11 protein-coding genes are annotated in these 13,608 nt (G+C 60.1%); all 11 read right to left on the bottom strand.

The features are described 5' to 3' along the window. Position 1: 1 nt before the first annotated feature. The 11 genes from nuoH to ACMDB8_RS17690 all read right to left on the bottom strand — a co-directional run bounded on the left by nuoH (position 2) and on the right by ACMDB8_RS17690 (position 13,580). Complete coding sequence (gene nuoH / locus ACMDB8_RS17740; protein WP_056723843.1) at positions 2-1,009, bottom strand: NADH-quinone oxidoreductase subunit NuoH; 1,008 nt, start codon at positions 1,007-1,009, stop codon at positions 2-4. After that, positions 1,006-3,720 carry an NADH-quinone oxidoreductase subunit NuoG gene (nuoG, locus tag ACMDB8_RS17735; RefSeq protein ID WP_056723839.1) on the bottom strand — a complete coding sequence of 905 codons (2,715 nt, stop codon included), beginning with the start codon at positions 3,718-3,720 and terminating at the stop codon, positions 1,006-1,008. Before nuoG ends, nuoH begins: the two co-directional genes overlap by 4 nt. 136 nt (positions 3,721-3,856) lie before the next feature. Beyond that, complete coding sequence (gene nuoF / locus ACMDB8_RS17730; RefSeq protein WP_056723837.1) at positions 3,857-5,212, bottom strand: NADH-quinone oxidoreductase subunit NuoF; 1,356 nt, start codon at positions 5,210-5,212, stop codon at positions 3,857-3,859. Continuing rightward, positions 5,209-5,706, bottom strand: coding sequence for an NADH-quinone oxidoreductase subunit NuoE (gene nuoE, locus ACMDB8_RS17725; protein WP_046037843.1), 498 nt, complete (start codon positions 5,704-5,706; stop codon positions 5,209-5,211). The genes nuoF and nuoE overlap by 4 nt, the downstream gene beginning before the upstream one ends. Before the next feature lie 2 nt (positions 5,707-5,708). Next, positions 5,709-7,493 (bottom strand): NADH-quinone oxidoreductase subunit C/D, encoded by a 1,785-nt coding sequence (gene nuoC / locus ACMDB8_RS17720; protein WP_056723835.1) that lies wholly within the window; start codon positions 7,491-7,493, stop codon positions 5,709-5,711. 73 nt (positions 7,494-7,566) lie between these two features. Beyond that, complete coding sequence (locus tag ACMDB8_RS17715; RefSeq protein ID WP_007970441.1) at positions 7,567-8,241, bottom strand: NuoB/complex I 20 kDa subunit family protein; 675 nt, start codon at positions 8,239-8,241, stop codon at positions 7,567-7,569. 10 nt (positions 8,242-8,251) lie between these two features. Further along, on the bottom strand, positions 8,252-8,665 hold the full coding sequence (locus tag ACMDB8_RS17710; RefSeq protein ID WP_003223812.1) for an NADH-quinone oxidoreductase subunit A: 414 nt from the start codon (positions 8,663-8,665) through the stop codon (positions 8,252-8,254). A 543-nt stretch (positions 8,666-9,208) separates the two neighbouring features. After that, entirely contained in the window at positions 9,209-10,534 is a 1,326-nt protein-coding gene (gene aceA, locus ACMDB8_RS17705; protein ID WP_034146910.1) for an isocitrate lyase, read from the bottom strand. Positions 10,535-11,007: 473 nt separating this feature from the next. Continuing rightward, the gene (locus tag ACMDB8_RS17700) at positions 11,008-11,769 is read right to left on the bottom strand and encodes a secretin N-terminal domain-containing protein (RefSeq protein WP_223541443.1); all 762 of its coding nucleotides are present in this window, start codon (positions 11,767-11,769) and stop codon (positions 11,008-11,010) included. A gap of 223 nt (positions 11,770-11,992) precedes the next feature. Beyond that, a complete protein-coding gene (locus tag ACMDB8_RS17695) occupies positions 11,993-12,418 on the bottom strand; it encodes a GNAT family N-acetyltransferase (protein WP_056723832.1) in 426 nt (141 codons plus the stop codon). Further along, entirely contained in the window at positions 12,411-13,580 is a 1,170-nt protein-coding gene (locus ACMDB8_RS17690) for a cupin domain-containing protein (protein WP_223541442.1), read from the bottom strand. Before ACMDB8_RS17690 ends, ACMDB8_RS17695 begins: the two co-directional genes overlap by 8 nt. Positions 13,581-13,608: the final 28 nt, after the last annotated feature.

Genomic DNA, 13,608 nt, shown 5'->3' with positions numbered 1-13,608 from the left:
CTCACTGAGCCGCGACGGCGGGCGTGTTGAGCAACACGATCGCAGCGGTCACCAGCATGTTGACGAGGGTCAGCGGCAAGCAGAACTTCCAGCTGAAATCCATCACTTGGTCATACCGTGGGCGCGGAATCGAGGCGCGCAACAGAATGAAGATCATGATGAAGAACGCGGTTTTCAGTGCGAACCAGATGAACGGGATCTGCGGCAGGATGCCGAACGGACCGTGCCAGCCACCGAAGAACAAGGTCACCAGCAGCGCCGAGATCAGCACGATGCCGATGTACTCGCCGACGAAGAACATGCCCCATTTCATGCCGGCGTATTCAATGTGGTAACCGTCAGCCAGTTCCTGTTCCGCTTCCGGCTGGTCGAACGGGTGACGGTGAGTCACGGCCACGCCAGCGATGAAGAAGGTCAGGAAACCGAAGATCTGTGGAATGATGAACCACAGGTTCTGCGCTTGATATTCAACGATGTCGCGCATGTTGAACGAGCCGACCTGGATCACGATGCCCATCAGCGACAGGCCCATGAACACTTCGTACGACACGGTCTGCGCCGAGGCACGCAAGCTGCCCAGCAGGGCGAACTTGTTGTTGCTCGACCAGCCGGCGAACAGTACCGCGTAGACCGACAGGCCAGCCATGGCGAAGAAGAACAGGATGCCGATGTTGATGTCCGCCACGCCCCAGGTCGGGGTGATCGGGATGATCGCGAAGGCAATCAGCAGGGCGCTCATGGCCACGACTGGTGCCAGGGTGAAGATCATCTTGTCGGCGAATGGAGGCGTCCAGTCTTCCTTGAAGAACATCTTGATCATGTCGGCAGCGATCTGGAACGCGCCGAACGGACCGACGCGGTTCGGACCGTAACGGTCCTGCCAGAGGGCGAGCAAACGACGCTCGACCCAGCTCAGCAGTGCGCCGCAAACCACCACGGCGAGCAGAATCACCACGGCCTTGAGGACCGCGATGATCACATCGATCACTTCAGGAGTGAACAAGGTCATTGAGCTGCCTCCTGCAGACCGTCAACGGATTTACCGAAAATTGCTGGCGGAATGCCGGCGATGCCCGCAGGCAGTGCCACCAGGCCAGCGCCCAGCTCTTCGTTGATACGCAGCGGCAGACGCAGGGTCTGGCCAGCCACGTTCAGGCTCAGCATGGCACCGTCGTTGACGCCCAGGCGGTCGGCTTCGGACTTGGCCAGTGCAACATAAGCAGCCGGAATGCGTTCCTGAACCGGAGCGGCTTTCGAAGAGTTCTCTTCGCTGCCGAACAGGTGGAAGAACGGCACGGCCTGCCAGGTACCAGGAGCTGGGTTGAACGCACGCGGAGCGCTGGCGAACCAGTTCAGCGAGTCACCGGTGCTTTCGATCAGGCGGGTGCCCGGGTCGCCAGCGCGGATGTGACCACCGACTTCGTCCTGGAACTTGTTCCAGGCTTGCGGCGAGTTCCAGCCCGGAGACCAGGCGAATGGCACTTGCTGACGCGGTTCGACCGAGCCCGAGTAACCTTCCATCGAGAAGTTGAACGCGGTGTCGTTGTCTTGCGGAGTACGCGGTTCGTGCACGTTGATGTCGGCACGCATGGCGGTACGACCGGAGTAACGCAACGGTTCACGGGCCAGTTTCATGCCCTTGATGCGGAACGCGGCGGACGGCGCGGCATCGACGATGCGGTTCAGGATCGAGGTGCTGGAAGCGACGGCGGCGGTGGCGTGGTCCAGTTGGGTCCAGTCGATCGGCTGGTTCAACAGGGTTGCGCGCAGGGCATGCAGCCAGCGCCAGCCTTCGTGAACCAGGATGCTCGCGTCCATGTACTTCGGATCGAAGACCTGGAAGAAGCGCTGGGCGCGGCCTTCCTGGCTGACCAGGGTACCGTCGCCTTCAGCGAAGCTGGCGGCTGGCAGAACCAGGTGCGCGCGATCGCTGGTGGCAGTCTTCTGATGGTCGGCCACGATCAGCACTTTGGCGGCGGTCAGGGCAGCATCGACCTTGGCCTTGTCGGTACGGGTGTACAGATCGTTTTCCAGCACGACGATGGCGTCGGCTTTACCATCGATCACCGCTTGCAGCGCGGCGTCAACCGATTCGCCACCGAGCATGGCCAGGCCGAGGCTGTTGGCCTCTGGCACGATCAGGCTGATGGAACCGTTCTTCTCGCGCAGCTTCAAGGCTTTGGCGATGTTCGCGGCGGCTTCGATCAGGGCTTTGGAGCCCAGGGAAGTGCCGGCGATGATCAGCGGACGCTTGGCTGCGAGCAGGGCGTCGGCGATGCGCTTGGCCAGTTCGAGGGCTTCAGCGTCCAGGCCTTCAACGGCCGGAGCGCTGGCGTCGAGGGCGTGAGCCACGGCGAAACCGATGCGGGCCAGGTCGTCTGGAGCGGCGTGAACGCACTCTTCGGCGATGTCGTCGAGCTTGGTTTCAGCCAGGCTGGCGATGAACAGCGGGTTCAGCGCGTGCTGACCGATGTTCTTCACGGCGGCGTCGAGCCAAGGCTGGACGCGCATGGCGTCGGCCATGTCTTCGGCCTTGCCCTTGACCGATTGACGCAGGGACAGGGCCATGCGCGCAGCCGTCTGGGTCAGGTCTTCACCGAGGACGAACACGGCGTCGTGGTCTTCGATGTCGCGCATGTTCGGTACTGGCAGCGGGCTGTCTTTGAGCACTTGCAGGACCAGGCGGATGCGCTCCAGCTCGGCAGCTTCGATACCCGAGTAGAAGTGCTCGGCGCCGACCAGTTCGCGCAACGCGTAGTTGCTTTCGAGGCTGGCACGTGGCGAACCGATACCGACGATGTTGCGACCGCGCAGCAGGTCGGCGGCTTTATCCAGCGCTTCGTCGAGGCTCAGCTTGGTGCCGTTGGCCAGCAGCGGCTGGCGTGGGCGGTCTTCGCGGTTGACGTAGCCATAGCCGAAACGGCCACGGTCGCACAGGAAGTACTGGTTCACCGAACCGTTGAAACGGTTTTCGATACGACGCAGTTCGCCGTAACGTTCGCCCGGGGAAATGTTGCAACCGCTGGAGCAGCCATGGCAGATGCTCGGCGAGAACTGCATGTCCCACTTGCGGTTGTAGCGCTCGGAGTGAGTCTTGTCGGTGAACACACCGGTCGGGCAGACCTCGGTGAGGTTGCCGGAGAACTCGCTTTCCAGGGTGCCGTCTTCTACACGTCCGAAGTACACGTTGTCGTGGGCGCCAAACACACCGAGGTCGGTGCCGCCAGCGTAGTCTTTATAGAAGCGCACGCAGCGGTAGCAAGCGATGCAGCGGTTCATCTCGTGGGAAATGAACGGGCCCAGTTGCTGGTTCTGGTGGGTACGCTTGGTGAAGCGGTAACGGCGCTCGTTGTGGCCGGTCATTACCGTCATGTCTTGCAGGTGGCAGTGACCGCCTTCCTCACAGACCGGGCAGTCGTGGGGGTGGTTGGTCATCAACCATTCAACAACACTGGCGCGGAAGGCCTTGGATTCTTCATCTTCGATGGAGATCCAGGTGTTGTCGGTGGCAGGGGTCATGCAGGACATGACGATACGACCACGGGTGTCGTTCTCGTCGGTGTACTGCTTGACCGCGCACTGGCGACAAGCGCCAACGCTGCCGAGGGCAGGGTGCCAGCAGAAATACGGAATATCGAGGCCCAGAGACAGACATGCCTGTAACAGGTTGTCTGCCCCATCGACTTCGAGCGCTTTGCCGTCTACGTGGATAGTGGCCATGGTTCAAAGTTCTTCGTTGGCCCGGTGTCAGCGGGCGTGGCTAATGGAATCTTGTTATCCGCGTGAATCAACACAGCCGTTAAAGGCGTCATCACACGAAAAGCGAAGGGCACGGACCCTTCGCTTTTTTAAGCGTTTACGCGCCGACTACGATCGGCCTTGCCAGGGGCGGGACGGCGGCGCTGACAGGCGCGATACCGGCTTCGAACTCTGGACGGAAGTATTTGATTGCGCTGCCCAACGGCTCCACGGCGCCCGGTGCGTGAGCACAGAAGGTCTTGCCTGGGCCGAGGAAGCCGACCAGACCCAGCAGGGTCTCGATGTCGCCTGGCTGGCCTTCACCGTTCTCGATGGCCATCAGGAGCTTGACGCTCCATGGCAAGCCATCGCGGCACGGGGTGCAGAAGCCACAGGACTCGCGGGCGAAGAACTGCTCCATGTTGCGCAGCAGGGACACCATGTTGACGCTGTCGTCCACCGCCATGGCCAGGCCGGTACCCATGCGGGTGCCCACTTTGGCGATGCCGCCGGCGTACATTTGTGCGTCCAGGTGTTCCGGCAACAGGAAGCCGGTACCGGCGCCGCCAGGCTGCCAGCACTTGAGCTTGTAACCGTCGCGCATGCCGCCGGCGTAGTCTTCGAATAGCTCGCGACCGGTAACGCCGAACGGCAGTTCCCACAGGCCAGGGTTCTTGACCTTGCCGGAGAAGCCCATGAGCTTGGTGCCCATGTCTTCGCTGCCTTCGCGGGCCAACGATTTGTACCAGTCCACGCCGTCAGCGATGATCGCCGGCACGTTGCACAGGGTCTCGACGTTGTTCACGCAAGTCGGCTTGCCCCATACGCCAACGGCGGCAGGGAAGGGCGGCTTGGAGCGCGGGTTGGCGCGGCGGCCTTCGAGGGAGTTGATCAGCGCGGTTTCTTCACCGCAGATGTAACGCCCGGCGCCGGTGTGGACGAACAGCTCGAAATCAAAACCCGAGCCCAGGATGTTCTTGCCCAGCAGGCCGGCTGCCTTGGCTTCTTCCACGGCACGGTTGAGGTGCTTGGCGGCGGTGGTGTACTCGCCACGCAGGAAGATGTAGCCACGGTAGGTTTTCAGCGCGCGGGCACTGATCAGCATGCCTTCGATCAGCAGATGGGGCAGTTGCTCCATCAGCATGCGGTCTTTCCAGGTGTTGGGCTCCATTTCATCCGCGTTGCACAGCAGGTAGCGGATGTTGATGGATTCGTCCTTTGGCATCAGGCCCCACTTAACACCAGTGGGGAAGCCAGCACCGCCGCGACCCTTGAGGCCGGAGTCTTTCACGGTCTGGACGATGTCGTCCTGGGCCATGTCGGCGAAGGCCTTGCGCGCAGCGGCGTAACCGTTCTTGGCCTGGTACTCGTCGAGCCATACGGCTTCGCCGTCGTCACGCAGGCGCCAGGTCAGCGGGTGAGTCTCGGCCGAACGCTTGATGAGGTTGGCCGGACCGAAAGAAGTCAGGGTCATACGTAGCCCTCGAGCAAATTGGCAACGCCTGCTGGCTGCACATCACCGAAAGTGTCGTCGTCGATCATCAACGCCGGCGCCTTGTCGCAGTTGCCGAGGCAGCAGACCGGCAGCAGGGTGAAACGACCGTCGGCGGTGGTCTGACCCAGGCCGATGCCCAGCTTGCTCTGGATTTCGCTGACCACGGACTCGTGGCCGCCGATGTAGCAGACCATGCTGTCGCAGACGCGAATGATGTGACGGCCAACCGGCTGACGGAAGATCTGGCTATAGAAAGTAGCCACGCCTTCAACGTCGCTGGCCGGGATGCCGAGGATCTCGCCGATGGCGTACAAGGCGCCGTCCGGCACCCAGCCACGTTCCTTCTGGACGATCTTCAGGGCTTCGATCGACGCCGCGCGCGGGTCTTCGTAGTGATGCAGCTCGTGCTCGATGGCCGAGCGCTCGGTTTCACTCAAGGTGAAACGGTCTGTCTGGATAAGCGTGCTGTTCATGCTTAGCGGTCCACGTCGGCCATAACGAAATCGATACTACCCAGGTACGCAATCAAGTCCGCGACCATGCTGCCTTTGATCACCGAAGGGATCTGCTGCAGGTGCGGGAAGCTTGGGGTACGAATCCGGGTGCGGTAGCTCATGGTGCCGCCATCGCTCGTCAGGTAATAACTGTTGATGCCCTTGGTCGCTTCGATCATCTGGAAGGATTCGTTGGCCGGCATGACCGGGCCCCACGATACTTGCAGGAAGTGCGTGATCAAGGTTTCGATGTGCTGCAGGGTGCGCTCTTTCGGTGGCGGCGTGGTCAGCGGGTGATCCGCCTTGTACGGGCCTTCCGGCATGTTGCGCAGGCACTGGTCGATGATCTTGATGCTCTGGCGCATCTCCTCGACACGCACGATGCAGCGGTCGTAGGCATCGCCATTGGCGGCCAGCGGCACTTCGAATTCGAAGTTCTCGTAGCCCGAGTACGGACGCGCTTTACGCAGGTCGAAATCGCAGCCGGTCGAACGCAGGCCGGCACCGGTGACGCCCCATTCCAGGGCCTCTTTGGTGTTGTAGGCGGCAACGCCGATGGTCCGGCCACGCAGGATGCTGTTGTCCAGTGCGGCTTTCTGATATTCGTCCAGACGCTTGGGCATCCACTCGACGAAGTCTTTAACCAGTTTTTCCCAGCCCCGCGGCAGGTCGTGGGCGACGCCACCGATGCGGTACCAGGCCGGGTGCAGGCGGAAACCGGTAATGGCCTCGATCACCGTGTACGCCTTCTGGCGGTCGGTGAAGGTGAAGAACACCGGGGTCATGGCGCCGACGTCCTGGATGTAGGTACCCAGGAACAGCAGGTGGCTGGTGATCCGGAAGAACTCGGCCATCATGATGCGGATGACGTCGACCTTCTCCGGCACCTTGATGCCGGCCAGCTTCTCGACCGAGAGCACGTACGGCAGGTTGTTCATCACGCCGCCGAGGTAGTCGATACGGTCGGTGTACGGGATGAAGCTGTGCCAGGACTGACGCTCGGCCATCTTCTCGGCACCACGATGGTGGTAACCGACGTCCGGTACGCAGTCGACGATTTCTTCACCGTCCAGCTGCAGGATGATACGGAACGCACCGTGCGCGGACGGGTGGTTCGGGCCGAGGTTGAGGAACATGTAGTCCTCGTTCGGGCCGGAACGCTTCATGCCCCAGTCTTCCGGCTTGAAGCGCGCGGACTCTTCCTCGAGTTGCTGCTTGGCCAGGTTCAGGGTGAACGGGTCGAACTCGGTGGCGCGGGCCGGGAAGTCCTTGCGCAGCGGGTGACCTTCCCAGGTCGGCGGCATCATGATGCGCGACAGGTGAGGGTGACCTTTGAAGTCGATGCCGAACATGTCCCAGACTTCACGCTCGTACCAGTTGGCGTTCGGCCAGATGCTGGTGACGGTCGGCAAGCTGAGGTCGCTCTCGGACAAGGCGACCTTGATCATTACGTCACTATTACGTTCGATCGACATCAAGTGATAGAACACGGAGAAGTCGGCGCCGCTCGGCAGCCCTTGACGCTTGGTGCGCAGACGCTCGTCCACGCCGTGCAGGTCATAGAGCATGACGTATGGCTTGGGCAGGTTACGCAGGAAGCCCAAGACTTCGACGAGTTTGGCGCGGGCAACCCAAAGCACCGGCATGCCGGTGCGGGTCGGCTGGGCGGTGAACGCCTCCGGGCCAAAACGGTTGTTCAGTTCGACGACCACATCCTGGTCGTCTGCCTTGTAAGGCGGGATGTACAGAGCACTGCCTGTAGTCATGGTTATTTTATCGCTTTCGGTCAACGTAAAGAATGAAGCCAGGTTCTTGTTCTATTAAAGAAGCAGGTCTGGATCAGACTTCGTCGGGGCTGCGCAGGTTGGTTACCTGAATACGCTGTTCGCGGCGCTTTTCCTTTTCGGAAGGCATCTCGGCGCGATACACGCCTTGATCACCAACGACCCAGGAAAGTGGACGACGCTCCTGGCCAATCGACTCCTGCAACAGCATCAAGCCTTGCAGGAAAGCCTCAGGGCGGGGCGGGCAGCCAGGCACGTAGACGTCCACGGGCAGGAACTTGTCCACCCCTTGAACGACGGAGTAGATGTCGTACATGCCACCGGAGTTGGCGCACGAACCCATGGAAATGACCCATTTAGGTTCGAGCATTTGCTCGTAGAGACGCTGAATGATCGGCGCCATCTTGATGAAGCAGGTACCGGCGATAACCATGAAATCCGCCTGGCGCGGCGATGCCCGGATAACCTCGGCGCCAAAGCGCGCGATGTCGTGGGGCGCCGTGAAGGCGGTGGTCATTTCCACGTAGCAGCACGAAAGACCGAAGTTATACGGCCACAGGGAGTTCTTGCGCCCCCAGTTGATCGTGCCGTTAAGCACGTCTTCGAGCTTGCCCATGAAAATGTTTTTGTGGACTTGATCTTCTAACGGATCGGAAACGGTTTCCCGCTGGCCAATCGGATACTGCTCGTTAGGAGCATCGGGGTCGATCCTGGTGAGATTGTATTGCATTGCCAAAGCCTCATTGTTTCAGCTTCGCTTGCCGCTTGCGCCGAGCTTCCGGAGCCCAGTCAAGGGCGCCCACTCGGAATAGGTAGACAAGACCTGCCAACAGAATTGCTATGAAAACGAGAGCTTCGACGAATCCGGTCCAGCCGCTTTCGCGGACGGACACAGACCATGCAAAGAGAAAGAGGGCTTCAATATCGAAGATCACGAACAACATCGCGACCAGATAGAATTTGGCTGAGAGCCGCAAGCGGGCGCCACCTGTAGGTAGCATGCCGGACTCGAACGGTTCGTTTTTGCTGCGGCCCCAGGCTTTTGACCCGAGGAGGCTGGAGACGCCCAGCATGAAGGCACAGAGGCCGACGACGCCTAGAAGGAAAATGGCAAAGCCCCAGTTATGGGCCATGAGTCCTGTCGCTTCGGGCATGCTGGTAATCCTTAACAGAGAGCAAAGGTCTCTGAGCTTGAAAAGAAACAAAAGCAGTGACGATATGTCGCAGCAATCAATCCCGCTGATTTTATGGCTAAACACCCGGCAAGTAAAATTCCTATAGCGAAATTTATTATAGGAATAAGGACATAGCGAGCCTCAAAAGCCCTGTGGCCCTTGGCCCGTGGGCATTAGCCGGCATTTCGTCAATTATGTTTTGTAGGGAATGTAACGAACATAGTAGTTGATAAATGATAATCAATATTGTTTGTGGTGGTTTTTAAACTGCTTATTCCGCAAGTGCGCAGAAAGTTGCCTTATATGCGCGTTACGTAGGAGCTGACGAGTGAAACGAGGCTGCGATCTTTTGATCTTGCCTTTGAAAGATCGCAGCCTCGTTTCACTCGTCAGCTCCTACAGGGGGTGGCGGTGTTTGGGAAAACGCGCACAAAAAAACGCCCCGAACCAGTCGGGGCGTCAGATGGGCGGCGTTGCGGTTTCTAATCAGTCCGCAACGGCCGTTGACTCAGGCGAAGCAGATCAGTGGAACTGTTCTTCTTCGGTCGAACCGGTCAGTGCGGTTACCGAGGACGAGCCACCCTGGATCACGGTGGTCATGTCGTCGAAGTAGCCGGTGCCCACTTCCTGCTGGTGAGCCACGAAGGTGTAGCCCTTCGAAGCGTCAGCGAATTCCTGCTCTTGCAGCTTCACGTAGGCAGTCATGTCGTTGCGGGCGTAGTCGTGCGCCAGGTTGAACATGCTGTGCCACATGTTGTGAATGCCGGCCAGGGTGATGAACTGGTGCTTGTAACCCATGGCGGACAGTTCGCGCTGGAACTTGGCGATGGTCGCGTCGTCCAGGTTTTTCTTCCAGTTGAAGGAAGGCGAGCAGTTGTACGACAGCAGTTGGTCCGGGTATTCCTTCTTGATCGCTTCGGCGAAGCGACGAGCTTCGTCCAGGTCCGGCTTGGCGGTTTCGCACCAGATCAGGTCGGCGTACGGAGCGTAGGCCAGGCCGCGAGCGATGGCCTGGTCCAGACCGGCGCGCACTTTGTAGAAGCCTTCCTGGGTACGTTCGCCAGTCACGAATGGCTGGTCGTACGGGTCGCAGTCCGAAGTCAGCAGGTCAGCTGCGTTAGCGTCGGTACGGGCCAGGATGATGGTCGGAGTACCGGCAACGTCAGCAGCCAGGCGGGCAGCGGTCAGCTTCTGTACGGCTTCCTGGGTAGGAACCAGTACCTTGCCGCCCATGTGGCCGCATTTTTTCACGGAAGCCAGTTGGTCTTCGAAGTGAACGCCGGCGGCGCCTGCTTCGATCATGCTCTTCATCAACTCGTAAGCGTTCAGTACGCCGCCGAAACCGGCTTCGGCGTCAGCAACGATAGGCGCGAAGTAGTCGATGTAGCCGTCGTCGCCCGGGTTCTTGCCGGCTTTCCACTGGATCTGGTCGGCACGACGGAACGAGTTGTTGATGCGCTTGACCACGGTTGGAACCGAGTCCACCGGGTACAGCGACTGGTCCGGGTACATCGATTCGGCGGAGTTGTTGTCCGCAGCCACTTGCCAGCCAGACAGGTAGATCGCCTGGATGCCGGCCTTGACTTGTTGTACAGCCTGGCCGCCGGTCAGGGCGCCCATGCAGTTGACGAAATCTTTCTCAGGACGGAAGGCTGGCTTGGCACCCTGGGTCACCAGGTTCCACAGCTTCTCGGCGCCCATTTTTGCAAAGGTGTGCTCAGGTTGAACCGAGCCACGCAGGCGGACGACGTCAGCAGCGGAGTAAGTGCGTGTCACGCCTTTCCAGCGCGGGTTTTCAGCCCAGTCTTTTTCGAGGGCTGCAATTTGCTGTTCGCGTGTCAGTGCCATGGGAGATAAACCTCGTCGCGTCTTTATGAAAAGTTGTTCTGCGGTGGAAAATTCCTGCGCTCGCTGACCAGAAGCTTAAGCGGTCAAGTCGGGTTCGGCGGGGAGGGCGACGGGATGAACGATCGGCTCGAGGGGAAGTGAGCAGGTAAAGGCGGACTGCGGGCGCATTCGGGCGTCGTGGGCCTTGGTGCGAACATCAGTGTGGTGCCGGGTTACCTATTACGCTTCCGTCCCTCGGGACAACTTCGTTCCAGTCGACAACCTCGTCAAACACACCTTGTGGGCGGTACAGACACGAAGCGGTTCGCGGGGTAGGTGCGAACATCGCCTCGAAGGCCCTTGCCAGGGCCTCTGATTAGCGGGAGCGAGGCCATCATGCCTTTGCTTTTTTGGCTCGTCAAACGTTTTGTAGTGCTTTTTTTCAGGCACTACATCTTTGGTCTAATACGACTCGTCAGTCAGTTTTTGGTGCTTTAGTCCAGGGTGTCGACTTTCACCCGCAATGTCATGTCGTTGCGGCTCTGGGTCGAGTAGCTGCGGGTCTGGCCCTGTTTGTCGGCCTGGGTCTGGCCGTTGACCCCGGCCAGCAGGATCCATTCACCGAGGTGGCCGGTGACGGTTGTGTCGGTGCTTTGTACGTTCACTACATCAGGACGTTCCTGGCTCATGCGGTCACGGTTGGTGCTGATCGACAGGTGAACGATGTCGCCGGTGACGTTTGCCGTGACGTAGAAGCCCTGGGTGACGTTGCGGTATTCGGTCTGGCTGCGCAGGTCGCCGTAGGAGTCGGTCTGCGAACTGGTCAGCGGCACGCTCTGGCCGACCTGGATCAGCGCCGGTGCGCCTTCGCTGGCCTGCACTTGCTGGATGCCGCCGTCGCGGCTGTCGGTGCTGTAGTTGATGATGCGGGCCTGGCTTGGCTTGGCGCCGTTCACCGAATGACCCTGGTCACCCTGGAAGTTGTTGTCGCTGGTGTCGACGGTGATCAGCAGGCGCTTGGGTGCGGTGTCGAGTTGCGAAAGAAGGGCTTTAAGTTCGTCGATCTTGCGCTGATCGGCGTTGACGATGAGTTGATTGCCGTAGGCGCTGACCTGTCCGTCCTTGCCGATGAAGTCCTGCGCCACCGGCAGCAGGTCGGCGCTGGTGTGGTACTTGAGGGGCACAATTTCTGTGGCTGCCATCACCGAAAAACTGCAACCGAGCAGCAAGGTGGTGAGCAGGGTGCGTAGGGACATGTCCGTTATCTCCGCGTTCTGAAGCTTGATATTGCCAGTTTGTCGGCCTGGCGTGGCGCTAGTTGAATCGTAGACAGCAAAACGCCCCGGCATCGTGCGATGTCGGGGCGTTTTGTGGCGTGCTTTCTGGCCTCTTCGTCGGAACGCCGCCCGGAGCAAGCCCGCTCCCACAGGTTCAGCGTGAACCTTGTGGGAGCGGGCTTGCTCGCGAAAGGGGCACCTCTCAGGCCGAATGGCGGACCATGTCCACATGCGGAATCCCGGCTTCAAGGAACTCCTCACTGACCAGGTGAAAGCCCAGGCGCTCATAGAATGCCGTGGCTTGTACCTGAGCGCTGAGCATCTGCTGCTTGAGTCCGCGCTCTTCGGCCTCTGCGATGACCGCTTGCATCAGTGCATCACCGACTTTCAGGCCGCGCCAGTCCTTGAGTACCGACACCCGGCCGACGTGGCCGTCGGGCAGCAGGCGGGCGGTGCCGATTGGAAAGTCGCCTTCGTAAGCGAGGAAATGCACTGCATCAATGTCATCGGCGTCCCATTCCAGTTCTGGCGGAACGGATTGCTCGGCAACGAAAACCGTCTCACGAATGCGCCGGATCTCGGCGTTGTCCTTTTGCCAGTCTGCGACACGTACGTGAATCTTATTCATCGGCAAACCCCAGGCTTCCTTGCTTGACCAGTTCGCACAGCAGGCCACGACCGTCTTCGTCGCTTAGCCAGTCGCCAAGGTTGTCGGCGTGCAGCGCGTCGGCGGCGCAGATCATCTTCAGCAGTTCGCGCAGTTTGCCCGGCAGGTAACGGCTTTGGCCGCTGGCGAACAGCAGCAGGTCGTCATCGACTTCAGACCACGCCAGGCGTGCGCTCGGGTTGCGAATCAGGATCGCGCCTTGTTCCAGGGCGGACATGAAGTCTTCTTCTTCGACCTCTTCCGGGCCCACCACCAGTTCCGGGTAGCGTGGCTCGGTCATGAACTGGCCGAACCAGGTCAGCAGCAGGCGCTCGTCGCTCATGTGCTCGGCCAGCAAGCCTTTGAGGCGGTCGAGTGCGTCACGCTGGATCTGGTGAGGGTCGGCAGTCGGCAAGGCGTCGGCGTCGGTGTAGCGTTCTTCGTCCGACAGGAACTGGCTGAGGAAGTCGGTGAAGTGGGTCAGCACTTCAGCGGCGCTCGGTGCGCGGAAGCCGACCGAGTAGGTCATGCATTCATCAACGGCAACGCCGCAATGGGCCAGGCGCGGTGGCAGGTAGAGCATGTCGCCCGGTTCCAGCACCCATTCATCGGTGGCTTCGAATTCGGAGAGGATGCGCAGGTCGGCGTGGGTCAGCATCGGGCTCTCGGTGTTGCACATCTGGCCGATCTTCCAGTTGCGCTTGCCGTGGCCTTGCAGCAGGAACACGTCGTAGTTGTCGAAGTGCGGACCGACGCTGCCACCCGGTGCGGCGTAGCTGATCATCACGTCGTCGATGCGCCAGCTTGGCAGAAAGCGGAAATTTTCCAGCAGTTCGCTGACTTCCGGGACGAACTGATCCACGGCTTGAACCAGCAGGGTCCAGTCAGTTTCAGGCAGCTTGCTGAATTCATCTTCGGCGAACGGGCCGCGACGCAGTTCCCACGGACGCTCGCCATTCTCGATGATCAGTCGCGATTCGACTTCTTCTTCCAGCGCCAGGCCGGCCAGTTCGTCGGCGTCGATCGGGCTTTCGAAATCAGGAATGGCCTGACGGATCAGCAGCGGCTTTTTCTGCCAGTAGTCGCGCAGGAATTCCCGTGCCGTGATGCCGCCCAGAAGTTGAAGAGGAATATCAGGATTCATGTGTAACCTATTGAAAAAATGCACTTTT

The organism is Pseudomonas monachiensis (assembly GCF_047345015.1).
GTDB lineage: Bacteria > Pseudomonadota > Gammaproteobacteria > Pseudomonadales > Pseudomonadaceae > Aquipseudomonas > Aquipseudomonas monachiensis.
The sequence above is the reverse complement of the archived record's forward strand: the minus strand, read 5'-3'. Positions and strand labels throughout refer to the sequence as shown.

Coding starts and splice junctions, on each gene's coding strand:
- ACMDB8_RS17715 (WP_007970441.1), bottom strand. CDS start 8,241: ATGCAATACAATCTCACCAGGATCGACCCCGATGCTCCTAACGAGCAG.
- nuoC (WP_056723835.1), bottom strand. CDS start 7,493: ATGACTACAGGCAGTGCTCTGTACATCCCGCCTTACAAGGCAGACGAC.
- nuoH (WP_056723843.1), bottom strand. CDS start 1,009: ATGACCTTGTTCACTCCTGAAGTGATCGATGTGATCATCGCGGTCCTC.
- ACMDB8_RS17700 (WP_223541443.1), bottom strand. CDS start 11,769: ATGTCCCTACGCACCCTGCTCACCACCTTGCTGCTCGGTTGCAGTTTT.
- ACMDB8_RS17710 (WP_003223812.1), bottom strand. CDS start 8,665: ATGCCCGAAGCGACAGGACTCATGGCCCATAACTGGGGCTTTGCCATT.
- ACMDB8_RS17695 (WP_056723832.1), bottom strand. CDS start 12,418: ATGAATAAGATTCACGTACGTGTCGCAGACTGGCAAAAGGACAACGCC.
- nuoF (WP_056723837.1), bottom strand. CDS start 5,212: ATGACCCTGACTTCTTTCGGTCCGGCCAACCTCATCAAGCGTTCGGCC.
- nuoE (WP_046037843.1), bottom strand. CDS start 5,706: ATGAACAGCACGCTTATCCAGACAGACCGTTTCACCTTGAGTGAAACC.
- aceA (WP_034146910.1), bottom strand. CDS start 10,534: ATGGCACTGACACGCGAACAGCAAATTGCAGCCCTCGAAAAAGACTGG.
- nuoG (WP_056723839.1), bottom strand. CDS start 3,720: ATGGCCACTATCCACGTAGACGGCAAAGCGCTCGAAGTCGATGGGGCA.
- ACMDB8_RS17690 (WP_223541442.1), bottom strand. CDS start 13,580: ATGAATCCTGATATTCCTCTTCAACTTCTGGGCGGCATCACGGCACGG.